This is a genomic window from Seonamhaeicola sediminis (assembly GCF_004358095.2).
Lineage (GTDB): Bacteria > Bacteroidota > Bacteroidia > Flavobacteriales > Flavobacteriaceae > Seonamhaeicola > Seonamhaeicola sediminis.
In genome coordinates, this window is sequence record NZ_SMZJ02000004.1 from 221,078 (window position 1) to 245,987 (window position 24,910).

The 24,910-nt window shown below is 32.3% G+C and carries 22 protein-coding genes; 11 read left to right on the plus strand and 11 right to left on the minus strand.

Annotated features, from left to right (window positions below):
- Positions 1-91: 91 nt before the first annotated feature.
- The 3 genes from E1J38_RS07345 to E1J38_RS07355 are packed head-to-tail and all read right to left on the minus strand — an operon-like array spanning position 92 to position 4,593.
- Positions 92-2,815, minus strand: coding sequence for a T9SS type B sorting domain-containing protein (locus tag E1J38_RS07345; protein ID WP_133355396.1), 2,724 nt, complete (start codon positions 2,813-2,815; stop codon positions 92-94).
- 31 nt (positions 2,816-2,846) lie between these two features.
- Entirely contained in the window at positions 2,847-3,680 is an 834-nt protein-coding gene (locus E1J38_RS07350; RefSeq protein WP_133355397.1) for an ABC transporter permease, read from the minus strand.
- A 4-nt stretch (positions 3,681-3,684) separates the two neighbouring features.
- The gene (locus tag E1J38_RS07355; protein ID WP_133355398.1) at positions 3,685-4,593 is read right to left on the minus strand and encodes an ABC transporter ATP-binding protein; all 909 of its coding nucleotides are present in this window, start codon (positions 4,591-4,593) and stop codon (positions 3,685-3,687) included.
- Positions 4,594-4,712: 119 nt separating this feature from the next.
- Between E1J38_RS07355 and E1J38_RS07360 the strand changes: the two genes are divergently transcribed.
- Positions 4,713-5,774, plus strand: coding sequence for a hypothetical protein (locus E1J38_RS07360; protein WP_133355399.1), 1,062 nt, complete (start codon positions 4,713-4,715; stop codon positions 5,772-5,774).
- A 3-nt stretch (positions 5,775-5,777) separates the two neighbouring features.
- Here E1J38_RS07360 and E1J38_RS07365 read toward each other — a convergent pair whose 3' ends face one another.
- The 4 genes from E1J38_RS07365 to E1J38_RS07380 are packed head-to-tail and all read right to left on the minus strand — an operon-like array spanning position 5,778 to position 9,391.
- On the minus strand, positions 5,778-6,290 hold the full coding sequence (locus E1J38_RS07365) for an IS1096 element passenger TnpR family protein (RefSeq protein WP_133355400.1): 513 nt from the start codon (positions 6,288-6,290) through the stop codon (positions 5,778-5,780).
- 37 nt (positions 6,291-6,327) lie between these two features.
- A complete protein-coding gene (locus E1J38_RS07370) occupies positions 6,328-7,347 on the minus strand; it encodes a COX15/CtaA family protein (RefSeq protein ID WP_133355401.1) in 1,020 nt (339 codons plus the stop codon).
- Positions 7,348-7,368: 21 nt separating this feature from the next.
- Positions 7,369-8,787: a CCA tRNA nucleotidyltransferase gene (locus tag E1J38_RS07375; protein WP_133355402.1), complete on the minus strand. Its 1,419-nt coding sequence runs from the start codon at positions 8,785-8,787 to the stop codon at positions 7,369-7,371.
- Positions 8,788-8,830: 43 nt separating this feature from the next.
- Positions 8,831-9,391 carry an L-threonylcarbamoyladenylate synthase gene (locus E1J38_RS07380; protein ID WP_133355403.1) on the minus strand — a complete coding sequence of 187 codons (561 nt, stop codon included), beginning with the start codon at positions 9,389-9,391 and terminating at the stop codon, positions 8,831-8,833.
- Positions 9,392-9,547: 156 nt separating this feature from the next.
- Here E1J38_RS07380 and E1J38_RS07385 point away from each other — a divergent pair, with 156 nt between their 5' ends.
- Complete coding sequence (locus E1J38_RS07385; protein ID WP_186525834.1) at positions 9,548-10,177, plus strand: DUF1919 domain-containing protein; 630 nt, start codon at positions 9,548-9,550, stop codon at positions 10,175-10,177.
- Positions 10,178-10,186: 9 nt separating this feature from the next.
- Entirely contained in the window at positions 10,187-10,954 is a 768-nt protein-coding gene (locus E1J38_RS07390) for a lipopolysaccharide kinase InaA family protein (RefSeq protein ID WP_133355405.1), read from the plus strand.
- On the opposite strand, the gene E1J38_RS07395 is transcribed toward E1J38_RS07390, so the two are convergent.
- Positions 10,943-11,704 carry a glycosyltransferase family 2 protein gene (locus E1J38_RS07395; protein WP_133355406.1) on the minus strand — a complete coding sequence of 254 codons (762 nt, stop codon included), beginning with the start codon at positions 11,702-11,704 and terminating at the stop codon, positions 10,943-10,945. The two genes, E1J38_RS07390 and E1J38_RS07395, sit on opposite strands and share 12 nt — an antisense overlap.
- 92 nt (positions 11,705-11,796) lie before the next feature.
- Between E1J38_RS07395 and E1J38_RS07400 the strand changes: the two genes are divergently transcribed.
- Positions 11,797-12,627 (plus strand): glycosyltransferase family 2 protein, encoded by an 831-nt coding sequence (locus tag E1J38_RS07400; RefSeq protein WP_133355407.1) that lies wholly within the window; start codon positions 11,797-11,799, stop codon positions 12,625-12,627.
- Here E1J38_RS07400 and E1J38_RS07405 read toward each other — a convergent pair.
- Both E1J38_RS07405 and E1J38_RS07410 read right to left on the minus strand, forming a co-directional pair.
- Complete coding sequence (locus E1J38_RS07405; protein WP_133355408.1) at positions 12,624-13,442, minus strand: glycosyltransferase; 819 nt, start codon at positions 13,440-13,442, stop codon at positions 12,624-12,626. The genes E1J38_RS07400 and E1J38_RS07405 overlap by 4 nt on opposite strands.
- Positions 13,443-13,514: 72 nt before the next feature.
- Positions 13,515-14,330 carry a 2,3,4,5-tetrahydropyridine-2,6-dicarboxylate N-succinyltransferase gene (locus E1J38_RS07410; protein WP_133355409.1) on the minus strand — a complete coding sequence of 272 codons (816 nt, stop codon included), beginning with the start codon at positions 14,328-14,330 and terminating at the stop codon, positions 13,515-13,517.
- Between the two features lie 418 nt (positions 14,331-14,748).
- On the opposite strand from E1J38_RS07410, the gene E1J38_RS07415 reads away from it, so the two are divergent.
- The gene (locus tag E1J38_RS07415) at positions 14,749-15,051 is read left to right on the plus strand and encodes a hypothetical protein (RefSeq protein ID WP_133355410.1); all 303 of its coding nucleotides are present in this window, start codon (positions 14,749-14,751) and stop codon (positions 15,049-15,051) included.
- 102 nt (positions 15,052-15,153) lie between these two features.
- On the opposite strand, the gene E1J38_RS07420 is transcribed toward E1J38_RS07415, so the two are convergent.
- On the minus strand, positions 15,154-16,509 hold the full coding sequence (locus E1J38_RS07420) for a DEAD/DEAH box helicase (protein ID WP_133355411.1): 1,356 nt from the start codon (positions 16,507-16,509) through the stop codon (positions 15,154-15,156).
- 136 nt (positions 16,510-16,645) lie between these two features.
- On the opposite strand from E1J38_RS07420, the gene pabB reads away from it, so the two are divergent.
- The 6 genes from pabB to E1J38_RS07450 all read left to right on the plus strand — a co-directional run bounded on the left by pabB (position 16,646) and on the right by E1J38_RS07450 (position 24,771).
- Positions 16,646-17,941, plus strand: coding sequence for an aminodeoxychorismate synthase component I (pabB, locus tag E1J38_RS07425; protein ID WP_133355412.1), 1,296 nt, complete (start codon positions 16,646-16,648; stop codon positions 17,939-17,941).
- Between the two features lie 49 nt (positions 17,942-17,990).
- On the plus strand, positions 17,991-19,334 hold the full coding sequence (gene tilS / locus E1J38_RS07430; RefSeq protein ID WP_369407153.1) for a tRNA lysidine(34) synthetase TilS: 1,344 nt from the start codon (positions 17,991-17,993) through the stop codon (positions 19,332-19,334).
- Positions 19,335-19,377: 43 nt separating this feature from the next.
- Positions 19,378-21,000, plus strand: coding sequence for an adenine deaminase (gene ade, locus E1J38_RS07435; RefSeq protein ID WP_133355413.1), 1,623 nt, complete (start codon positions 19,378-19,380; stop codon positions 20,998-21,000).
- On the plus strand, positions 21,001-21,963 hold the full coding sequence (locus E1J38_RS07440) for a YheT family hydrolase (RefSeq protein WP_133355414.1): 963 nt from the start codon (positions 21,001-21,003) through the stop codon (positions 21,961-21,963).
- A 113-nt stretch (positions 21,964-22,076) separates the two neighbouring features.
- Positions 22,077-22,538 carry a (2Fe-2S)-binding protein gene (locus E1J38_RS07445; RefSeq protein ID WP_133355415.1) on the plus strand — a complete coding sequence of 154 codons (462 nt, stop codon included), beginning with the start codon at positions 22,077-22,079 and terminating at the stop codon, positions 22,536-22,538.
- Positions 22,539-22,554: 16 nt separating this feature from the next.
- On the plus strand, positions 22,555-24,771 hold the full coding sequence (locus tag E1J38_RS07450; RefSeq protein WP_133355416.1) for a xanthine dehydrogenase family protein molybdopterin-binding subunit: 2,217 nt from the start codon (positions 22,555-22,557) through the stop codon (positions 24,769-24,771).
- Positions 24,772-24,910 lie beyond the last annotated feature (139 nt).

Here is a 24,910-nt window from a genome sequence, read left to right on the forward strand (position 1 = left end):
GGTTTTTAAGGTGGGAAAATAGTTTTTTTATAGATAAAACGCAAAGAAAATCGGATAAAATGCGTTTTTATTAGCTTTTTAGACAATGATTTTAATGTTTTAAAGTAAAATGACTTCTAAATATTCTACCATCTTGAAGTTTTACAAAAAACCAATAATCGTCAGAAGGTAATCTTTGGCCATTAAATAATCCGTCCCAACCTTCATCTAGGGGGCTTAGCTCTTTTAAAAGTTTTCCGTATCTATCAAATATTTGTATTTTAGTATTAGGTTGAAACATATTAGATACACCATATACTTGCCATGTATCATTAATTCCGTCATTGTTAGGGGTTAAATATTTAGGAAATCCAATAACACTTAATTTTACAGGAACTGTTTCGCCACAATCATTTTTGAGGTCTTTTACTATAACAGCATAAATTCCTGGGGCTACATTTTCAAACACGTTACTATCTTGATATGGAGCATAAACCAGATTATTTTCATCCAGTAACGAATATTGATATTCACCTTCTCCTGAAGCTAGAATGGTAACTATATTATTTTGTGAGGCATCTTTAACTTGTATATCATTAATTGTAGCAATATTTGAAGCTTCAACAGTAATGGTTCTAGTTTTAGAACAACCATTGCTATTTGTAACAGTTACTTGGTAAGTACCAACTTCATTAATATTGGCCTCGTAAGTATCTTGTCCAGAACTCCAATTATAGCTGTAATTATTAGGTGAGTCATTTAAAATACCAGCATTTAAGAGGATTGGTTCGGGGAATTTATTTAAACAGTAATAGGTGAAATCTTCGGTGTCAATATCTGGTAATTGATTTACGGTCAACAATACTTCGCTAATACCGTAACAATTATTGGTATTTTCTACTCTGGCATAAATAATTTGAGTATACGGTGTAGTATTGGTGAAAGTTTCCTCTAAGATGTTTCGCTCTAAAAGAGCATCTTCGTATGTTTGATAGTAAGAAATATTTAGTCCTGTTGGAAGGCCAGTAACAATATTATTTTCAACATCTGTTAAATTAAAAGTGTAAAAGCCATCTTCGTTTCCATCGTCATCACAAGCAGCTAAAGTAGCATCGTTTGAATCTGTAACGCTTACTTCTAGTATGAGTTCAGAGAAGCTAGAGCAACTCGTTTCCTCATTAAAAACTTCAACATAAATGGTTTGTGGGTTCATAGTATTGGCGAAAAAGTTGCCATCAACTTCATTAGTTCTGGAAGCATCTGTATAGAATTTTGTAGACAATATTTCATTTCCTCCAGTTAAGTTTGTGTTAGCTTCATTTAAATTAAAAAGAGTGAAACCATCTTTTAAGCTGTCTTCATCGCATTGGAGAATAGTATGGTTGTATGCTACTGGATTTGGATTGAACTTTACAAAGGCATCACCTTCAATGGCACATTCACCGTTATTGGGGTCAATGTATACTTCATAATGACCACTTTGGGTAACTTCTAAATCATAGTCTGTTTCTGGTAAAGGGACTTCATCTAAAAACCAGCTGTATGTGGCTCCAGGTAAGTCTATAGAAGTTAAGGTATATGCATCACCCCCACAAAGGTCTAAGTTAGTAGTGCTTTCTCCATTCTTAATGATATCAATTTGCTGATTAAAAAATGAAGCAATAAAAGGTGGTAGTCCTTGCGATGAATCATTTGGCGCAAGACTTACAGCATTGTGTTCATAATTAGAAGTTGTGCCTACATTGTTAGGATTATTAATAACGCCTAGGTAAGGTAATCCCTGAGTATAAGTAGAGCTTAACGCCCTATAAATTTTACCATTTGGTCCCAACTGTAAAGCACCTCGATACAAGTTTCTGTCATCTAAAATTGTTTGAGATGCCTGAATATCTGGCGCCATCAAATTAAATTGAGTTAAAACAGAGGTATGATTGCTAGGATCTTCGTTATTTCTTATGTTTTCAACATCAAAGAAATTGTTTGATGAATGCACATATAATAGATTGCTGTTAGGGGAAAACTCAATACCATAAGGAAAGGGACTATTATTACTATTTATAGCTAGGTCTTGCATATTAGTAACCATCCCCGTAAAGGAATCAAAATCAAAAATTTGTAAACCCTCTTCAATATTTGCAGTCGCAATTTTTGTTCCATCTGGCGAAACTTTTAAATAACCTCTTCTTTCTGAAATAAATAAATCTGAAAGTGTTGATTTAACTGAAATAGGATTAACTCCAGCATTACTTACTTCAAAAGCATGAAATGTGTCAAAGTAATCAAAACCACCATCTTTTTCGGCAAGAGTAATTACCCATATAGATTTAGTAATACAGTCTTTTAAAACAGCTGTTAATTTTTCAGAGCAAAACCCCAGTAAGTTTATATTTTTTTGAGTTACAGCACCCAAACCACCGTCTAAGGTCATATCAACAATAGAGTAATTAAATCCATTGTTGGGGTCCCCTTGTCCAACAGAGGTGTCTACTGTAAAAATATAGTAAATATCAGTATCGTCTGGTTTTGGAACTATAATAGCAGATTGTGTGCTGGAGTTGTCTCCAAATAAACCAATTCCATTTAGCATTACGTTATGGTTTCTGTTCCAGACTGTAGTACCATCAGTATAAAACATTAAATTACCAATATCATCTGAAATGGAAGAACATCCTTCATTTGTGAAGAGCTGACCATTATTTACAGAGGTAATAGAGTTGTTTGCTAAATTAAATTGAATGCCTGCACCGTAACCAAAATACCAATTAGAGGCTTGTCTTTGAGCAAAGACGCACATACTGAAAATAAACAATGTGAGGGTAATTGCAATTTTTTTCATTCTCTTTCAATAGCTAAGGCTATCAAAGATATTATAAATCGCGCTTTTTTAATAATCTATACGATAAAAAGATGAATAGGGCTGTCCAAGCTAAAACTATTGCAATTTCATACCAGCGAACAGAGTAGTCATAGGATAAATCTTCTCCAATTTGGGCTGCCACTTCTTTTACTGCTGATAATCTGGATCCAGGTTCATCAATTAAATTCCATAAAGATTTGAAGGGTAAAAATTGGTATATTCTATCTGCTAATTCTGTGCCTTTATTAATTCCGCAGACAATTCCGTATGATATAATTTCTATTAAAAAGAGCACCACCATGGCTGCTACTGCAAAGGCTGACCGTTTGATTAGCATGCCCAAAAATAGACCAAAAGAGAAAAACCCAAGAAGTTTTACAAAGAAAGCTATTAAGAACTCCAAGTCTGAAAATACTATTGTTAATTCTGTATAACTTGAATAAATAAACCCCAATATTAACGAAACCACAAATACAAAAAAAGTTGAAATTAACGATAATGCAATGACACAATAGAACTTAGATAAGATAAACTCTTTTTTACTTAGGCCATCAATCAGGTTTTGTTTTATAGTTTTGTTACTATACTCATTTGCTACCATTGAAACAATAACGAGTAATAAAAAGAATTTTAATAAAGAAGCTACAAAAGTATTGAAGTGCCAGATGTAGGGAAAATTAAAAATTCCAAGTTCTGCTAGGTGAAATTTTATTGGACCAATATTAAATTTAATTGTTGCAAAAAGAGACATTAAACTTAGTAGGGCAAAATAAATTATTATTAAAACTCTGCTGGCTTTGTTATATTTTAACTTATAATATTCTATATTTAATAGTCTTAACATAATACTAAATTTGGTTAGTTTGGTTGTCTGTTAATTGCAAGAACTGTTCTTCTAAACTTTCTTTACGCTGTATTAAATGGGTAAGTATAATGCCTTTTTCAAAAAGGTATTTATTAAAATCATCAGACCGCATTGGTTCAGTTAAGAACGCTGTAACTAAATCATTTTCAACTTTTATTTTACTAAAAGAATTATGGCGTTCTAATAGCGTAACCAAAGCTTCTTGATTGTTGCATTTAAGCTCAAAAAATCCATTACTAGATATCATTTCATCAACCCTACCAGAATACAGTTTTTTACCTTTTCTTAAAACCACCACATGTGTACAGACTTTTTCAACTTCATCTAATAAATGAGACGCCAATAAAATAGTAGTTCCTTTGGCAGCAATCTGTTTTATTATTTCTCTTATTTGGTGAATTCCCTGTGGGTCTAATCCGTTGGTAGGCTCATCTAGAATTAAAATCTCTGGATCGTTTAAAAGAGCAGAGGCAATAGCTAACCTTTGTTTCATGCCTAAAGAAAAGGTTTTGAATTTGCTGTCTTTTCTTTCTAAAAGGCCTACAATTTTAAGTTTTTCTTCAATTTTACTGTAATTAACACCTTTAATTTTACAGACTAGTTTCAGGTTTTGGTAACCAGACATGTATGGGTAAAAATTAGGGCGTTCAATAATAGCCCCCACTTTTTTAAGCGCATCATGGGTTGATATTTTACCATCAAACCAATGAAAATCTCCCGATGTTTTGTTAACTACATTTAGCACAACACCTAGTGTAGTTGATTTTCCACTTCCGTTAGGTCCTAATATACCATAAACGTTTCCTTTTTTTATTGTAAAAGAGAGATCTTTTACTGCCGTTAAATAGCCAAATTTTTTGGTGAGGTTGTTAATTGTAAGAATGGATTCCAATTTGTAACATTTGTATGCCAAAATGATTTGGCAAGGGTTAGTTATAAAGGTAAGACGAGTCTAATTATATTTTGTTACATGATGGTAGTAAAACCTTTAAAAATAATTAATTTTACAACATGAAGGATTTAAAAATATCGAAGCGTAAGCCATCTTATCCAATAAGCGAAAATTTAAGCAATTATCTAACAGAGTATAATAGAAATACTGAAATTCCTATTTTTTATGAGGATTTGTTGCGTTTTCAAGGTTCTATAGTGGTTTATGACGAAAAGGAAAATGATACCTTGTGGGTTAGGGTTTATTATAATGATTATGAACGGGAGGAAATAGAACATTCACTAAAAAAAGTGTATACTATTTTGCATTCTGATGGTAATGATGATATGGTGCCCTTTTTAAGTGTTGACGCTATTGATTTTTGTACGTTTGGAAACTCTAAGCCTTTCAGAATAAAAATCAGAAATATCCTAAATGATAATTTCACGTATTTTTACATTAAAACTGCCGATGCCTCTAGGATTTATGGCTTGGAGTTTGAGCATATGCTTTCTCCCTACAACCTTAATTTCTTGGTTTATAAAGATACCTTAATTGAAGAGCATATCTCTGGTATTCCTGGAGATGTTTTTATAAAAAACATGTTACCAGAATGTAGTAGATCTGAAAAAGCTCAAATAGCCAAAGAGTTTGTTAAGTTTAATGAACGTTGCATGATTAGACTTTTAGGAGACATGCGTTCCTATAATTATGTGATTGTTCCAACACATGATTTTGATCATGTGGTTTATAAAGTAAGAGCAATTGATTTTGATCAACAGTCATATGAGGGTAAGTTCAATATTTACCGTCCGCAATTTTTCAAGGAAAATATAAATATGGTAAGAATGGTTTCTGAAACCTTTGAAAAACTATCTATTGCCCAATATAAAACTGAAGAGCGTTCTATTTTAGTAAAACGCTTAAAGAGTAGTCATAATCGTATAGCTATGTTGTTGTCTTGTATGAAGGTAGATTCCATTTCCACACAGAAACATATTGATATGCTTAGAAAAGACATTTTTAAATATTCTAAAGATGAAAAGTTTTTGAAATGTAAAACTATGGGTGAAATTTTGGAGTGTGGATTACAATTTTTAACCACAAACTACGAAAATGTAAATCCTTTAAAATTAAAGTAGGGGTTAGTTCCAGTTTTCGTCAAAGTCTAAACTTTCATAATCATCAACATCAAAACCATCTTCAAATTCATTAAAGTCATCATCTTCCTCTGCTTGGAAAGAAAGTTCTGGCGCTGTGTCAGGAATTTGTCCGTGAACAAACATTAAATTAGGGTAGTCTGTGCTTTCAGCTTCTTCAACAATTTCGGCTAACTCTACATAAAATGTCCACATGCTTAAAAAATCGTAGATATAAATTAGTTTTGGCTGTGCTTCATGAACCACATTGTTTATGGTGGTTTCATTCATAAGGCGCGCAGAGTTATCTTCACTTAAATCGAAAAGCGAAATTTCTTCACCTTGATTCCACTGGTCATCACTTAAGTAAAACGAAGCCATCTCTGAACCATCAAAGCCAAAAGATTGTGTAATGATATTATGTAAATCTTCTAAAGAATCACTTTCTCTAATTTCTAAATCACGAAAAATATCCTCTTCCGTATCATTATCCAATATTACTCTAAACCTGTATATCATGATGAAAAACTATGGTGCAAAGTTACGCTTTTTTGGATTATTTACTGAAACGATGTAATGTAAATGTCATGGCACTTAACAAGAAAAAAGCTCCTACCTGATGTGCTACACCTAACCAAACAGGAACTTGTAATAGAATGGTAAAAACACCGAGTAAAAATTGAAGTAAAACAAAAATATTTAAAGTTTTAATTCCTTTTGACTGATACGTTGTGAGTGTTAACGATTTGGATTTTTTCCAAATTAAAAACACAAAAAGTACCACAATGTAGGCTAAAATTCTATGTAAAAATTGTACGCCACTTTTACCTTCAATGAAATTTTTTAGTAGCGGTTCTTTTTCAATATATACTGTTGAGTGCATAAACTTACCTTCACTCATCATAGGCCAATGGTTATGAATAAACCCAGCATCTAAACCGGCAACAAAAGCGCCATAGATAATTTGAATTAGTAGAACCAGTAATCCCCATCTAACCAAATTCCTGAATTTTTTATTGATAGGTTTGGATTTAGTGAATATTAAATCTAAAGCTACCCAAAAAGTGTAAGCAAACGTAATAAAAGCGGTAGTTAAATGAGCAGCCAACCTATAGTGACTAACATCAGGGTTGTCAACTAGGCCACTTTTAACCATGTACCAGCCTAAAAACCCTTGAAAACCACCCATAAGTAATAATACAATAGCTTTTTTGATTGTAGGTTTTGAAAGTTGTTTTCTTATTAAAAAATACATGAATGGAATAAAGAAAACTAATCCGATAAGCCTACCAATAACACGATGTAGCCATTCCCAAAAATAAATATCTTTGAAATCTTGTAATGTGAAATGGCTATTGAGTTTTTGATATTCTGGATATTGTTTGTACAAATCAAAGGCTTCTTGCCACTCCACGTCATTCATAGGAGGGATAGTACCCGAAATTAGTTTATAATTAGAGATTGAAAGACCAGAATGAGTTAGTCTTGTAATTCCGCCTACTACTACCATAATAAAGATTAGGAGGCATCCGGTTAATAGCCAATAAATTACGTTTTTGTTATCTTTTGCTGTCACTGATTAAAAATTTTAAAAATTCTACTTTCTAATTTCTAAACCTAATTTTTTTCCCTTATCAAGCATAAGTTTATAAGCTGCTTCGTATTCGTTTGGAATATCCCCTTCAAGAATAGCTTCTTTAATAAACTCTTTAATAACTCCTATTTCAGGAGAGGGTTTTAAAAGGAATGTTTCCATAATTTCTTCACCAGAGATTGGTGGTTGGAAATTACGTACATGGTCACGTTCTTCCACCTCAATAATCTTTTCACGTACTATTTTAAAGTTATTGTGATACTTTTTAAACTTTTTTGGGTTTTTGGTGGTAATATCTGCTTCACAAAGCGTCATTAAATCATCTACATAATCTCCAGCATCAAAAACCAAACGTCTAACTGCAGAGTCTGTAACGATATCTTGAGCTAAAACAATTGGACGTGAACTCATTAATACCATTTTTTGCACAAATTTCATTTTGTCATTCAAGGGCATTTTCAATCTTTTGAAAAGCCGATAGACCATTTTAGAGCCTTCAAATTCATGTCCGTGGAAAGTCCAGCCAATTTTTTTATGGAACTTTTTTGTTGGGGCTTTTCCAATATCGTGCAATAAGGCAGCCCAACGTAACCAAAGATTATTGGTGTGGTTAGAAATATTATCTACCACCTCAAGTGTGTGGTAAAAATTGTCTTTATGGCGCTGGCCTTCCACTTCCTCAACGCCTTTTAGGGCTGTTAATTCCGGTAGTATTAATTCTAGTAATCTTGTTTTTTCAAGTAATAAAAAGCCAACAGAAGGTTTCGTGCTTTCCAAAATTTTGTTTAGCTCTGTAATAATACGCTCTTTGGTAATTATTTTAATTCTATCAGCATTTTTGGTAATGGCGTTTAAACTTTCTTCTTCAATAGAGAAATTTAATTGTGTAGCAAACCTTATAGCACGTAACATTCTCAAAGGATCATCACTATAAGTTACGTCTGGATTTAAAGGTGTTTTAATTATTTTGGTTTCTAAATCATTAATACCATTAAAAGGATCTAATAATTTCCCAAAATTATTATTGTTAATGCTTAACGCTAAAGCATTTATTGTAAAATCACGCCTATTTTGGTCGTCTTGTAAACTTCCGTTTTCAATGATAGGGTTCCGACTATCTTCTGAATAAGATTCCTTTCGGGCTCCAACAAATTCTATTTCTATATCCTCATAGCGCAACATTGCGGTGCCATAAGTTTTAAAAACCTGTACCTTAGGTTTATTGGGTAAGCTTTTTGCAACTTGTTTAGCTAGTGCTATACCACTACCAATGGCCACAATATCAATGTCTTTAGCATTTTCTCTTTTTAGGATAAAATCACGAACAAAACCACCAATAACATAAGCCTCTAGTTGAAGTTTCTCAGCAGATTTCGTTATTATCTTAAAAATAGGGTGATGTAAAGCTTCTTTGTAATTCATTTTTGTTGCCACTAATTAGGGATTGCTTAACCAACAATTCTTTTTAGGCTCTAATAATTTTTACGATTCCATTATTACTCAATTTAATAATGGAAGACGATTTTGCGCAACGTTTATCGCGGTGCAAATTTACAACATAGTCAACTCCTTTTAAAACGTCTGTAGCTATTTCTTTGTAAGATTTTGGGGTGGGCTGACCACTAATATTTGCCGATGTAGCCACAATGGCACCGTTAAATTTTCTTAAAAGCCAATAACAAAAATCGTTATCAGGGATTCGTATGGCAATAGTTTTGTCTTCTGCGATTAAGTTTGATGCTAAATTTTGTGCTTCGTCATATATAATGGTAGTAGGTCTGTCCGTTACATCTATTATGTTTTGTGCTGCAAAAGGTATTTGTTTCACATATTTTTTTAACATTCTATCATCGGTAACTAAACATGTTAGTTCTTTTCTTGCTTCACTTTGCTTGAGCTTATAAACTTTTCTTATAGCTTCCTTATTGGTTGCATCACAACCAATACTCCAAACAGTATCTGTTGGGTAGAGTATAAGCCCTCCTTTTTTTAAAACTTCTAAAGCTTTTTGAATTTCTTTCTGCATGATTTATTGTAGGAGCAAATTTAACATTAGTTTTATAGAAAGTCTAAATCTTCGTAATATTGCTGAAAATTTAAGCGAAAATCATTTTATGATTGTGATATAGCTATTTGCTAGGTTGTTATGGTTAGAAAAACCAAGGTTTTTGTAAAAAGAAAAATGAGGAAAACATTTCAGGAGGTATATTCTAAAAAGGATATTGCTGAATTAGGAGACAAACCATTTGTTATTATTTCTAATAATTGTTGGGGAGGATCGCTTTATCAATGGTATAAGAGACCCTATAATTCACCTTTTGTAGGCTTATTTCTGTATGGTCCGTGTTATATTAAATTACTTCAAAATTTTGAGTATTATATTAACCAAGATTTAGTTTTTGTTGACCGTTCTAAATATCCAGATAGAAAGAAGACGTATCCGTTGGCATTGTTGGGTGATATAGAAGTTCATTTTACACATTATGATAATGAGGAAGAAGCCAAGAAAAAGTGGAAGCGCAGAGTTGAAAGAATGCTCAAAGAGAAAAATCTAGACAATTATTTTTTTAAAATTTGTGATAGGGAGCGAACAACTAAAGAGCATTTAAAGGCCTTTCATAATTTGCCTTTCAAGAATAAAATATCATTCGCTATTTATGATGATTCAGAACTTAAGAAAATTGATAATCATGTAAAAGTGAAGGAATCTGCGAAGAAAAATAAAAACATTGTGCCAAATGGTAAAAAAATGTTTAAACTAACCTTTTTGTATTTTGATCCTAATAGGTGGTTGATGAATCAAAATATTTAGAATTTTTTGATGAAAGAAATTAGTTTGTTTTCCAAAGATATTAGTTCTATAGATGCACAGAACTTAAGATCTCTTATTAAAGATTTTGATTCTATAAAAGGTGGTATTGGAAAACGGAATGTTATCAAAATCGTTAATTTTAACGGTGTTAATATTAATATTAAAGCTTTTAAAATCCCCAATATAATAAATCAAGTTGCTTACAGTTTTTTTAGAAATAGTAAAGCTCAACGGTCTTTTGAATATGCTAATAAATTAATTGATATGGGAGTGGGAACTCCTAGACCAATGGCTTATTTTGAATTTAAGTCTGGAATCTTATTTAAAAAAAGTTTTTATGTAAGCCAGCAATTAGATTGTGACTATACTTACCGAGAACTTATTCATGATTTTGATATTCCAGATTATGATAACATTTTAAGGGCTTTTACACGTTTTACTTTTGGTTTACATGAAAAAGGTATTCATTTTTTAGATCATTCTCCTGGAAATACACTTATTAAAAAAAATAAGTCTGAATACAATTTTTATTTGGTTGATTTAAATAGAATGAATTTTGGTGTTTTAGATTTTGAAACTAGAATTAAAAACTTTGCGAGGTTAACTAAACATAAACCAATGGTTGAGGTTATGAGTGATGAGTATGCTAAATGTTATGGTGAAGATTATAACAAAGTTTTTAGTTTAATGTGGAAAGAAACTCAGGCTTTTCAAGAAAGGTTTAATCGAAAAAAAAGATTGAAAAAGAAACTTAAATTTTGGAAATCAACTTATTAGCTTATCAAGTGCTTTATATCTATAATAGACACCGTACGCACTTAAGTAGCAGATGTAAAAACCTTCTTTGCCGTCTAAAAAGCCTAATCTAACTACATAGTTTATAAAGAATTTATAGAACGGTCTAAAATAGAAATGAAAAATGTTTGGTTTTTTGCCTTTTTTAGAAAGTTCTAAGGCTTTAAGGTTTGCATAATGTTCCATTTTTGATTTATAGTGAGCAGCATTATTAAAGCAATAATGAAGCATGTTACTTTTTAAAATTTTACTTTTTCCATCTATTATTGGCATTTCATGAACAATTTTGTTTTCATCATATTTCACATGTCCTTTTTTAAAAAGACGGTAAGTGGTGTCGGTTTGAAATCCGCTAAATCGTATGCGTTTTTTTTTGAAGAAGTATAATCTTTTAAACATATAAGCAACTTTTTTACTGTCGCTTGATATTTCATTAAAAATCTCTTTTTTTAGAGAATTTGTAAGACGTTCATCGGCATCAATAAATAAAATCCAATCATTTGTTGCTTGATTTATAGCAAAGTTGCGTTGGTCCGCAAAGTTTTTAAAAGCACGTTGTATAGTAGTGACGTTGTTATAAGATTTTAGTTTTTCATAAGTTCCATCAGTACTAAAAGAATCTACAACAATTATCTCATCAGAAAAAGTAATGTTTTCTATAACTTCATCTATGTGGTTTATTTCATTATAAGTTATTAGTAATGTGGAAATTTTAATTGAGTCTTCTTTCAAAATAGAATTTATGCAAAATTTAAAAAGGTAAAAATAGTTATTTTTGCTCCAACCAATTACAAACCATAAGAAATAAAAGCCTTAATAGTGATATGAAAATTAAACCTACAATATCAATTATAATAAGCACCTACAATTCTGAAGCGTGGTTAGAAAAAGTACTTTGGAGTTATGAAGCACAAACCTTCAAAGATTTTGAAATGGTTATTGCAGATGATGGTTCCAAACAACCAACATTTGATTTAATTGATAAAATGAAATCTGAAGTACATTACCCAATTATTCATGTTTGGCATGAAGATAATGGCTTTCAAAAATCTCAAATTTTAAATAAAGCAGTAGAAGCTTGTAATGCCGATTACATTTTAATGAGTGATGGCGATTGCATTGCTAGAAAAGATTATGTGAAAGTTCATGTAGATAGAAAAGAGAAAGGCTACTTTCTTTCCGGGGGATATTTTATGCTACCAATGAATATTTCAAAATTAATTTCTAAAGACGATATTTTAACTCAAAAATGTTTTGATTTAAAATGGTTAAAACAAAAAGGTTTAAAGTCTTCTTTTAAAAATAACAAGTTAACAGCTAAAGGTTTTAAAAGTAAAGTTTTAAACGCTATTACACCAACAAATGCCAGTTGGAATGGACATAATGCATCTGGTTGGAAAGCAGATATTTTAACAATAAATGGTTTTGATGAGCGTATGCAGTATGGGGGACAGGATAGGGAATTAGGCGAGCGTTTGTTTAATCTTGGAATAAAATCAAAGCAAATACGTTATAGTGCCATATGTTTACATTTAGACCACCCAAGAGGATATAAAAATCAAGAATCAATTAATAAAAACCTAGCTATAAGAGCCTCTACAAAAAAAGAAAAACGGGTTTGGACAGATTTTGGGATAAAAAAAATATTTCCTTAAATATTTAATTTAAAATATTCACAAAGTTGTAACCATTGTACTCTGTTGTAGTCAAGTTTTTTATTTACTTTTTTAAGAGAGTTTTTTTGGGTTCCAATTATTGGTATAGGTTCAGGAGGTTCATGTTCTGCTTTGATGCTTAAATTGTTGTTTAACAATGTCATCATTTTAAACCAGAGGTCATCTGCTTTAGGAGATAATTTGTTAAACAAATTTATATCATGTACATTTTTATGTAAAATATCTGGAGGATATAAAACCAAAAATGCTCCAACAGGTGTTAGCCATTTCTCCCCAAAAACTGTTTTTTCAGCAAATGGCCATTGCAAATATGGTAGAGGATTATGGTTTTCATCATAAGTTATTCTTCTACAGCGGTTACCTATAACAACATTAGGATTTTTTAAATGCTCTTGATATAACATTTTTAAACTAGAAGGATGATAAATAAGGTCATCATCACAAGTTATTATTACTTTATCAGGAAAATTTTCTATACTATGAATAAGCTTTCTGTGTGAAAATGTATATGGTGAAAATCTAATTTCAAATATATTGCCTAAAAGTTTTTCTAGTTTTGAAGGAATATTGTCTTTATAGCTGTCATTTAACCAAAGTACTATTTTTTCTGGAAGCACTTCTTGATTTAATAAGCTTCTAATAGTAATGTGTAGCGTTTTGATTCTGGATGGAATTGTAGTGAGAGATACAACTACAGGAATACGTTCTTTTGTAGCTTCATTAAAAGCTTTTATCGGCTTTAAAGCTAATTTAATGCTATGATATAGTGACGTAGGTAATTCAGAAAGCTTCATAATTTAAAATTAAAATGACTACCTCGGTATAATGAGTCAAGATAGTCATTTTTTTATAAGTGCACTCTCATTTTAAACAGCTACTTCGTTATCGCGAAGCGCATCGTTTAAAGATGTTTTCTTGTCTGTACTTTCTTTACGTTTCCCAATAATCAATGCACAAGGAACTTGATATTCGCCAGCGGCAAACTTTTTAGTGTAACTGCCTGGGATAACAACAGAGCGAGCAGGTACTTTACCTCTCAGTTCTAAAGGCTCATCACCAGTAACATCAATAATTTTAGTACTCATAGTTAAAACAACGCCAGCTCCTAAAACAGCTTCTTTTTCAACATGAACACCTTCAACCACAATACATCTTGAACCCACAAAAACATTGTCCTCAATAATAACTGGTGCAGCTTGTAGTGGTTCTAAAACACCACCAATTCCAACACCACCAGATAAGTGTACATTTTTACCAATTTGAGCACAACTACCCACAGTTGCCCATGTATCAACCATGGTGCCTTCATCTACATAGGCTCCAATATTTACATAACTAGGCATTAAAATAGTGCCTGGAGAAATATAAGCCCCGTGTCTTGCAACAGCATGAGGAACCACTCTAATACCTTTTTCCTTATAACCAGTTTTTAAAGGTATTTTATCATGAAACTCTAATGGGCCAGCTTCAATGGTTTCCATTTTTTGAATAGGAAAATAAAGTACAACCCCTTTTTTAACCCATTCGTTAACTTGCCAACCACCTTCAATAGGTTCGGCTACACGTAACTCACCTTTATCAAGTAAATCTATAACGCTTCTTATAGCAGAAGTCGTTTGATCTTCTTTTAAAAGCTCTCTGTTATCCCAAGCGGCTTCTATTATTTGTTGTAATTCTGTCATTGGTATTTAATTTTTGGCAAAAGTACATGATTTTTTTTATTTAAAAATGTTATAGCTAGTATACTATTTACTTAAGTAAAAACTAAATTTTGTATGGTTTAATAAGTAGAGATTTTGTTTTTGTATGAGAAATATAAAGGTGCTAATAGATACAAATTACCGACTAAAACTTGGTGTTTTTTATCTGATAAAAAATGTATTTAAAAGAGTGCTTTTTTCTGACTATCTGGTAAACAAATAAAAACATCGACGAAATGCATTCTCTGTGCGTTTTTAACGAAAAAATCGGTTGTTTTATCAGTTAATCTTGAGTTTTTAACACATTTTCTAATAAACGAAAATACTGGGTTTTACAACTAATTTTTTGCATTCAATCTTTGAATCGATAATATATTTGAATCATAAATCAACCCAAGTCATGAATAAAAGAGTTTACATATTATTAGTTTTTGTTTTAAGTTTTGCTTTTGCAAATGCTCAAAGTACTGCTACAGAGGTAAACGTTGAAACTACTAAAACCGTTTCTGTTTCAGAAGACAATGTAGAGGTTGTTAATGAAACTTTAAAAACTAAACAAGACGTATTAATAATTAGTGAAGAAGATTTAAGGGAGTCTATTGCTCGTACTTCTAGTGATATTAGAACTTATTTTAACAGAGAAAGAAATGTTGAAAACATTAAATTGTTGTTCCCTACAATCAATAAGGCAAAGAAAGCTTAAATAAATTTCAAACATAAAGGTTAAATCGAAAAGACTGTCTAAATTTAGACAGTCTTTTTTTGTAAAATTACTTTGGGAAATTTAAATGGAATTACCTCTTAACTATTTTCTTTTTTTACGTCTTTTGGCATTTTTATCTCCTCGAGTTTTCGGTTTTTTATACTTTTTAGCTATTTCTCTACGGTAAGATCCGCCTTGGTTTACTTTTTTATTTTTTTCTTTCTTTTCATGGAATGCGGGACCAGGAGTATCCTCATCTTGCCCTCTTTTTAAGGGATTGTAGTGCTCTTTTATTTGCTGTTGTTCTTCCTCAATAAGTTCATTAGAAATTTCAACTACTTCGGGAAATTCCAATAACGGAATTTTCATATCCATTAACCTTTCAATAGCTTCAATGGCTTTTTGTTCTTTTTCAGTAGAAAATACCAGAGATGCCCCTTTACGTTCTGCACGACCAGTTCTACCAATACGGTGCATGTAGTTTTCAGGATATTCGGGGGTATCAAAATTAATCACATGAGACACGTTATTAATATCAAGTCCACGTGCCATCACATCAGTAGCAATTAAAATTCTATGCTCACCTTCACTAAAAGCCTCTATACTTCGTAAGCGGTAATTCTGTGTTTTATTAGAATGAATCACACAAACTTCGTCTCTTAACACGGTATCTAGATTTTCAAATAGACGATCTGCCATTCGCTTATAAGCCACAAAAATTAATACCTTATTAAAAGTTTCAGTATTACTTAATAGGTGGACTAATAAATTAACTTTGGTGTTGAAATTAGGAACGTTATATCTGTTTTGTGAAATGTTATCTAATGGAGTTCCTGAAACAGCTACAGAAATACGTATGGGATTTCTAAAAAAGTCATTGATTAATAGATCTACATCATGAGTCATAGTTGCAGAAAACATGATATTTTGACGTCGTTCAGGAAGTAAATCAAAGATGTTAATCAATTGATGTCTAAAACCTAAATCTAGCATCACATCAACTTCATCAATAACCAGTTTTTGTATAGACTTTAATTGCAAAACCCTACTCAAAGCTAAATCATATAACCTACCCGGAGTAGCTACCAGAATATCTAAACCTTCGGCAACTGCTTGTTTCTGTGTGTTGATATTAGTACCACCATAAACGCCTAAAACCCTAGTATTAATATATTTAGATAATTTTTCAATTTCTTCAACTACCTGAACCACCAACTCTCTTGTAGGTACCAAAATCAAAACTCTTGGGTTTTCCTGTTTAGAGAATTTTAAGTGTTTAAGAATAGGTAACATGTAGGCAAAAGTCTTTCCAGTACCGGTTTGGGCTATTCCAACTACATCTCTACCAGAACTAACCACATTAAAAGCTTGTTCCTGAATAGGTGTAGGTTTGGTGAAACCCAAATCGTTTATGGCATTAAGTAGCGGGGTGTTTAGATTTAAATCTTGAAAAGTCACATTTAAAATTTAGATACAGCAAAGATATATGTTTTAAAATTGGGCCTTCTGTTAGAGAGAAATCTTTTTTATAGCCCTAAGTATAGTTAAGTTCTTGTTTTATTTCAATATTAAATTTCGGTAATTTGCAATCCTTTTGAGAACGACAACAACATATCAACCAAAAAGTATTGAGGCTTTTAAAGAGCAATTATTGATATGGGCACAACAATTTGAAGATGTGGTTTGGTTAGATTCTAATAGCTACCAACAAGATTATTCAAATTATGATGCTATTTTGGCAGTTGATGGGTTTACAAGTATTCAAACCGATTATCATGAGGCTTTTAATAAATTAAAGGAGTATCAATCTGCTACAAAAGATTGGATTTTTGGCTATTTAACCTATGATTTAAAAAATGATGCTGAGAAATTAACTTCAAATAATTTTGATGGCTTACGTTTTCCAGATTTGTATTTTTTTCAGCCTAAAAAACTGTTTTTATTTAAAAATAACTCTGTTGAAATTCAATATTTAAATTATGTTTCAGATGAAGTTGAAGCTGATTTATCAGAAATTGAAACTACATATCCTCCAGAAAAAAGTCAAAAGGTCTCAAATGATATCAAGATTAAGCTTCGCATACACAAAGATGACTATTTTAAAAAGGTAGAGGCTGTGTTAAATCATATTCGCAGAGGGGATGTTTATGAAGCCAATTTTTGTCAGGAGTTTTATGCTGAAAATACAGAAATTAATCCGTTAGAAACATATTTTAAACTCAACGAAATATCAAAACCACCATTTGCATCATATATTAAGTTTCATGATAAATATGTACTAAGTGCATCTCCAGAACGCTATTTACTAAAACAGGGTAAAACTGTTGTATCCCAACCCATAAAAGGAACCGCGAGACGTTCTGATAATATGGAGGAGGATAAAACTTTAAAAATCAATTTAGAAAACGACCAAAAAGAACGTAGTGAAAATATTATGATTGTAGATTTGGTTCGTAATGATTTGTCAAGAACTGCCATAAAGGGTAGTGTAAACGTAAAAGAACTTTGCAAAGTATACACATTTAAGCAGGTGCATCAAATGATATCCACCGTGATTTCTAAGGTAGAACCTGTAACACATCCTATAGATATTATAAAAAGTACATTTCCAATGGGAAGTATGACGGGTGCTCCCAAAATTTCAGCAATGGAAATCATTGAAAAATTGGAAGAAACAAAACGTGGTATTTATTCTGGGGCTATTGGATATTTTAACCCCACAGGAGATTTTGATTTTAATGTGGTTATCAGGAGTATTCTTTTCAATGCTTCAAAAAAATATGTATCGTATTCGGTTGGGGGTGCTATTACGGCTAAGAGTAATCCTTTAAAAGAGTATGAGGAATGTTTGGTAAAAGCCAAGGCTATGCGTGAAGTTCTTGAAAACTAAAAGTTTTCAGAAAAAAGATTAAAGTTCAAAGTTTCAAGTTGGTATATTTGTGAAACATAGTATTCGTGAATTTACAGCAATGCTTCTAAAAAACTTCCAAAACCATATTAACGACAACCTCTCTTTTCTAAAAGGAAGTAGACTTTTAATTGCCATTTCTGGAGGTATTGATAGTGTGGTATTGGTGCATTTGTGTCATCAATTAAATTTAAATGTTGCCTTAGCACATTGTAATTTTAATTTACGTGGCAAAGAGAGTGATGGAGATGAAGATTTCGTTATCCAATTAGCTAACAGTATAGATATTGAAGCGTTTACTGAAAGTTTTGACACCCAGGGTTATGCCAATGAGCATAAAATATCTGTTCAAATGGCGGCACGAGAAATGCGTTATTTTTGGTTCGATGAACTAGCGCAGCAGCTACAATTCGATTACATTTTAACAGCGCACCATGCCGATGATAATTTGGAAACTTTTTTAATTAATTTTTCAAGAGGAACTGGATTGGATGGTTTAACAGGAATACCTGAGATTAACAACAAATTTGTACGTCCATTATTGCCATTTTCAAGAGAACAAATAGTGGATTATGCAAAAGACAACCAATTAGAGTGGCGGGTTGATAGTAGTAATGCCTCCACAAAATACCTTAGAAATAAATTGAGACATGAGGTCATTCCCATTCTAAAAGAAATAAACCCTAGTTTGCTTCAAAGCTATCAAAGTACCATAAATAATCTTAGTGATGCTACTGATATTGTTGAGGATCATTTAGAACAATTTTTTCAGGAGGCCGTGGTAAGTATTGAAGAAAGTAAAATGACCTTTAAAATTTCTGAATTCAAGAAACAAAACAATCCAAGGGCGTATTTGTTCGAAACATTTAAAGATTACGGATTTACAGAATGGAATGATGCTTTAAATTTGTTAGATGCCCAATCGGGTAAGTATATTTTATCTAATACACATAGGTTAATTAAACATCAGGACCATTTACTATTAAGTAAAATTGTTCCGGGAGAGTTAATTGAAATTGTTGTTAGCGATACAAGTCAGGAAATTGAAACCCCATTTGGAATGATGTGTTTTTCTGAGGTAGATGAAATATCCGATAATAGTACAACATCTATTTATGTAGATAGAGCCTTATTGAAATTTCCTTTGTTAATAAGGCAGTGGAAAGTTGGTGACGTGTTTTTTCCTTTCGGAATGAAAGGAAGAAAAAAAGTGAGTAAGTATTTTAAGGACGAAAAACTGTCACTTTTAGATAAAGAAAGTACCTTATTGTTATGTTCAGAAAATAATATTGTATGGATAGTAAACCGAAGAGCCGATAACCGTTTTAGAGTAACTGAAGCCACTCAAGAAATTTTAAAAATCGAATTGAAATAACACATGCTAAACTAAGCGCAATCGTAAAAACATCCTAATACTTTTGAAACTTAAAGGAAAAATAGTTGACATACAAAACAAACGAATTTTTAAGGGAGAATTAACCGTTAAAGATGATAGAATTGTTTCCATTGCAGAAAAGGAGCATGATGCAAAAAACTACATTTTACCAGGTTTTATAGATGCCCATATTCACATTGAAAGCTCAATGTTGGTGCCTAGTGAGTTTGCAAAAATAGCCGTAAAACACGGTACGGTTGCTACCGTATCAGATCCGCATGAGATAGCTAATGTTTGTGGGTTAGACGGCGTAAAATTCATGATAGAAAACGGAAACCAGGTGCCTTTAAAATTTAATTTTGGAGCTCCCTCTTGTGTACCTGCCACAACCTTTGAATCAGCTGGTGCAATCATAAACTCTAATGATATAAAAGAGCTTCTTCAAGATCCTAATATCAAATTTCTAACAGAAATGATGAATTACCCCGGCGTAATTTTTGATGATGAAGAGGTTTTAAAAAAACTACATTGGGCTAAAAATTTTAACAAACCTATTGATGGTCATGCTCCTGGTTTGGTAGGAGATAATTTGTCTAAGTATATTTCAGCAGGAATTTCTACAGACCATGAATGTTTTACTTATAATGAAGCTTTAGAGAAACTTCAAAAAGGCATGAAAGTTCTTATACGAGAGGGTAGTGCTGCTAAAAACTTTGATTCTTTAATTAGTTTACTTCCAGAGTATTATGAGGGTATAATGTTTTGTAGTGACGATAAGCACCCTGATGATTTAGTGCTTAGTCATATTAATAAACTTTGTGCTAGGGCGGTTGAAAAAGGAATGGATGTTTTCAAGGTACTGCAGGTGGCTTGTGTAAATCCAGTTAAACATTACAACTTAGATGTTGGATTACTAAATGAGGGCGACTTTGCTGATTTTATAGTTGTTGAAGATTTAGTGAATTTCAAAACAATTAAAACTTACATAAACGGTAAGGTGGTTTATGAAAATGGTAAGTCTTTAATTAATAAAGTGCCTGTAAAGCCAATTAATAATTTTAATAGTGAAATAAAGCAGGTTTTAGATTTTAAAATTGAATTGAAAGCGAAACAAATAAAGGTTATTGAAGCATTAGAAGGCCAGTTGGTTACCAATAAATATATAGCTAACTCAAAAATAGAAAACGGCAATTTAGTTTCTAATGTAAAAGAAGATGTTCTAAAAATGACGGTAGTGAATCGTTACCAAAATAAAAAACCAGCTATGGCGTTCATCAAGAATTTTGGCTTGAAAAAAGGTGCTATTGCATCATCGGTTGGTCATGATTCACATAATATCATAGCGGTTGGTGTTTCTGATGAAGCTATTTGCAAAGCAGTTAATCTCATAATTGAAAATAAAGGTGGAATTTGTGCTGTGAGTAATTCTGAAGAAAAAATATTACCACTACCTATTGCTGGAATTATGAGTAATAAAGGCGCTGGAGAAGTTGCTAAAACATATAAAGTTTTAGATGCAATGGCTAAACAGCTAGGTAGTAAACTAAACGCTCCTTATATGACGCTTTCTTTTATGGCATTATTAGTTATTCCATCGTTAAAGTTAAGTGATAAAGGATTGTTTAATGGAACTGACTTTAAATTTACGTCTTTAGAAGCTAACTAAATGCCTGTAATAGAATCAACTTACAAAGCCCCTTTTTTATTTAAAAACGGTTTTATAGCTACGGTTTATTCTGGATTATTCAGAAGGGTTAACAATGTAGTACAAGAACGCCAGCGTATCACATTGTCTGATGGTGATTTCATAGATTTAGATTGGTGCTTTTCAAAGGAAAAAACAGATAAACTCATCATTCTTTTGCACGGTTTAGAAGGTGATAGCAAGCGCCCATATATGTTAGGGGCAGCTAAACTTTTCAACAATAATAATATTGATGCTCTGTGCGTAAATTTTAGAGGTTGTAGTGGAGAAGATAATTTAAAATTAAGTAGTTATCATTCTGGTGCAACAGAAGATCTACACGAGGTTATTGAGCATGTAATTTCAACAAAAAGTTACGCTAATATTTATTTAAAAGGTATTAGTCTTGGTGCTAATATGATTCTTAAATTTTTGGGAGAAGGAAATAGTTTACCACATGAAATAAAAGCAGCCGTATGTGTTTCTGTTCCATGTGATTTAAATGGTTCGTGCAAAGAGCTTCATAAGATTAAAAATTTACCTTATGCCATACGCTTTCTAAATCATTTAAAAAGGAGGTTAACGGCTAAAATGGAAAAGTTTCCAGAAGCTATATCTGGAGAAGTTTTAAAAAACATTAAAACCCTAAGAGATTTTGATGATGTTTATACATCAAAAATACATGGTTTTAAAGATGCCTTAGATTATTACCAAAAATGTAGTGGTTTACAGTTCATCACTAATATAAAAATTCCAACGCTTATTATTAATGCGTTAAACGATTCTTTTTTATCACCAGAATGTTATCCCGTAAAAGAGGCAAAAAGCTCTGAATATATTTATTTAGAAATGCCTACTCATGGTGGACATGTGGCCTTTATTGATAAAAAAAATGTTTACTATAACGAGCGTCGTGCATTAGAATTTATAAATTCAAGTAATTAAGATAACATAAGCACTCTCGGGGATAATTTTGGTTTAGTTAGGCCCTTGTTAAAATTGTAAGTTTGGAGCTAGGTTAGCTAGAATTTTAGTAACTTTTAACAAAATTCTATATTATGCCAACTTTCAACTTAAAAATCAATAATAAAGCCTATACCGTAGAGGCCGATTCTGATACGCCATTACTTTGGGTGTTAAGAGATCAAATAAACCTTATAGGAACAAAATATAGCTGCGGAATTGGGCAATGTGGTGCTTGCACTATTCATACAGATGGTATAGCTAATAGAAGTTGTTTACTTCAGGTGTCTCAAGCCGAAGGAATGAATATAACTACCATAGAAGGACTTTCAGAATATGGAGATCATCCAGTTCAAGAAGCTTGGAAAGCCATTGATGTGCCACAATGTGGCTATTGTCAAAGCGGGCAAATTATGACCGCGGCGGCCTTTCTAGAAAAAAACACGAATCCTTCAAGTGAAGAAATAAGAAATGCTATGAACGGTAACATTTGCAGATGCGCATCATACAGAAGCATTGAGGAAGCCGTAAAAGTGGCAGCGAAAAAAATGAGTTAACCAACCAAAACTAATCATGCAAACTTCAAATAAAATTTCATTTAGTAGAAGATCTTTTTTAAAAACCTCTGTTTTGGCAAGTGGAGGTATGTTAATAGGTTTTAACTTATTTAATGCTTGTAAAGAAGATGCTAAAATGCCTGTAGATTTAAGTCAGTTAAATTATAATGACTTCAACGCATTTATAAAAATTTCTGAGGAAGGTAAAGTAACAATTTTTGCAACTAATCCAGAGATTGGTCAAGGAGTTAAAACCTCAATGCCCATGCTTATTGCAGAGGAGTTAGATGTGCTTTGGGAAGATGTTTATGTTGTTCAAGCCCCACTAGATACCGAAAATTATAGAAACCAAACAGCAGGAGGGAGTCAGTCTCTTAGAAGAAATTGGGAACCCTTACGTCAAACAGGGGCTACGGCAAAACAAATGTTAGTGAATGCAGCTGCAGCCAGATGGGGTGTAGAAGCTTCAACATGTACTGCAAAACAAGGTGTTATTATTAATGCTAATGGAGAAACTATAGGTTATGGCGATGTTGTTTTAGAAGCCGCTCAGTTAGAAGTGCCTGAAGATATAAGTTTAAAAGATCCTAAAGATTTTACAATTATTGGAACAAAAACGGCTAATGTTGATATAGATAAAATCATTACAGGAAAACCACTATTTGGGTTAGATTACAAAGAAGCAGGTATGGTGTATGCTTCGGTTATACGTCCACCAGCATTTGGGCAAGTGTTAGAATCTTTTGATGCAACAACAGCAAAGAGAATGCCAGGAGTTATAGATGTAATTACAATTGGCGAAAAAGCAAGAGCTATGTTAACTGAAGGTAGGCCTAACTGGAGTGTTAAATTGAGTACAACAGATAAAATTGTAGTTGTAGGTAAAACAATCTGGGATGCTATTAAAGGAGCGAAGGCTGTAAAAACCACTTGGAAAACCGATTCTAATTTAGAAAGCACAAAAGAACACGATAAAAAACTGCTAGACTTATTAAATGGTAATAAGTTTAGAACAAGACGTAAGGATGGCGATGTAGAAAAGGCCTTTGCTGAGGCTGATAAGGTTGTTGAGCGTATTTATGAATCAACTTTTTTACCGCATAATACCATGGAGCCTATGAATTTTTTCGCTAATGTTACTCCAGAAAAAGTGCATTTAGTAGGTCCAACACAAACTCCAGAAGCAGCAGCAAATGCCGTAGCAAGTTTGTTGGGTAGACCTATAGAGGATATTCATGTTGATCTTACCAGAATGGGTGGAGGCTTTGGAAGACGTTTATATAACGATTATGTTATAGAAGCAGCCGAAATTGCTGATAAAATTAAAATGCCCGTAAAAATGGTGTCTACTAGAGAAGACGATATGACTACTGGAGTATATCGTCCAGCCTGTAAATATAAGATTGCAGCATCTATAAAAGATGGAAAACTTACGGGCTATCACCTTAAAGAAGCTTGTGTTAATGGAAATATGTATGGTTTGGTACCTAACTTTTTTCCAGCGGGTGCCATTGCAAATTATCAAGTAGATAGTGTTCCTTTAAGAAGTAATATAACAACAGGTGCGTGGAGAGCCCCATATACTAATTTCTTAGCTATTGCAGAGCAAAGTTTTTTTGATGAATTAGCTGAAGAAATGGAGGTAGACCGAGTACAATTACACATGGACTTGTTAGATAACGTGAAGAAGAATCCTAGTCCAAAAGTAGATTATAGTCCAGAACGATTACAAGGTGTTTTACAAATGGTAGTTGAAAAATCTAATTACGGAAAGACTACAGAAGGTGTTTACCAAGGCTTATCAGTATATTATTGTCATAACACACATGTTGCTGAAGTAGCAGATGTGATTTTAGATAACGGCATGCCATTTATTAAAAAGGTTACTTGCGCTATAGATTGTGGTATTGTTGTAAATCCTCTAGGTGCACTAAATCAAGCTAAAGGCGGTGTTTTGGATGGTATAGGGCATGCCATGTATGCAGATTTTAGCTTCAAAGACGGTGTACCCTCGGCCAATAATTTTAGTAGCTATCAATTAATAAGAATGGGTCAAACACCAGAAGTAGATGTTCATTTTGCTAAAAGTGATATTGCGCCAACAGGCTTAGGAGAGCCAACATTACCACCTATTGGGGGCGCTGTTGCCAATGCTATTTATAAGGCAACAGGGCAACGTTTATATAAATTACCCTTTATGAATAATTTACAAAGTAAAGAAGTTATAGGGTAATTTAGATAACATAAAATTTATATATTTAAGCGAGTAGTTATGCTCGCTTTTTTTATGTACATTTTACCTAAGTTTACTAAAGGTGTTATTTACAAGTAAGATGAAATTAAGTATGATTTTGTATTTCAACAAATATATT

Coding starts and splice junctions, on each gene's coding strand:
- E1J38_RS07345 (WP_133355396.1), bottom strand. CDS start 2,815: ATGAAAAAAATTGCAATTACCCTCACATTGTTTATTTTCAGTATGTGC.
- E1J38_RS07350 (WP_133355397.1), bottom strand. CDS start 3,680: ATGTTAAGACTATTAAATATAGAATATTATAAGTTAAAATATAACAAA.
- E1J38_RS07360 (WP_133355399.1), top strand. CDS start 4,713: ATGAAGGATTTAAAAATATCGAAGCGTAAGCCATCTTATCCAATAAGC.
- E1J38_RS07365 (WP_133355400.1), bottom strand. CDS start 6,290: ATGATATACAGGTTTAGAGTAATATTGGATAATGATACGGAAGAGGAT.
- E1J38_RS07375 (WP_133355402.1), bottom strand. CDS start 8,787: ATGAATTACAAAGAAGCTTTACATCACCCTATTTTTAAGATAATAACG.
- E1J38_RS07380 (WP_133355403.1), bottom strand. CDS start 9,391: ATGCAGAAAGAAATTCAAAAAGCTTTAGAAGTTTTAAAAAAAGGAGGG.
- E1J38_RS07385 (WP_186525834.1), top strand. CDS start 9,548: ATGAGGAAAACATTTCAGGAGGTATATTCTAAAAAGGATATTGCTGAA.
- E1J38_RS07390 (WP_133355405.1), top strand. CDS start 10,187: ATGAAAGAAATTAGTTTGTTTTCCAAAGATATTAGTTCTATAGATGCA.
- E1J38_RS07400 (WP_133355407.1), top strand. CDS start 11,797: ATGAAAATTAAACCTACAATATCAATTATAATAAGCACCTACAATTCT.
- E1J38_RS07405 (WP_133355408.1), bottom strand. CDS start 13,442: ATGAAGCTTTCTGAATTACCTACGTCACTATATCATAGCATTAAATTA.
- E1J38_RS07410 (WP_133355409.1), bottom strand. CDS start 14,330: ATGACAGAATTACAACAAATAATAGAAGCCGCTTGGGATAACAGAGAG.
- E1J38_RS07415 (WP_133355410.1), top strand. CDS start 14,749: ATGAATAAAAGAGTTTACATATTATTAGTTTTTGTTTTAAGTTTTGCT.
- E1J38_RS07440 (WP_133355414.1), top strand. CDS start 21,001: ATGCCTGTAATAGAATCAACTTACAAAGCCCCTTTTTTATTTAAAAAC.
- E1J38_RS07445 (WP_133355415.1), top strand. CDS start 22,077: ATGCCAACTTTCAACTTAAAAATCAATAATAAAGCCTATACCGTAGAG.
- E1J38_RS07450 (WP_133355416.1), top strand. CDS start 22,555: ATGCAAACTTCAAATAAAATTTCATTTAGTAGAAGATCTTTTTTAAAA.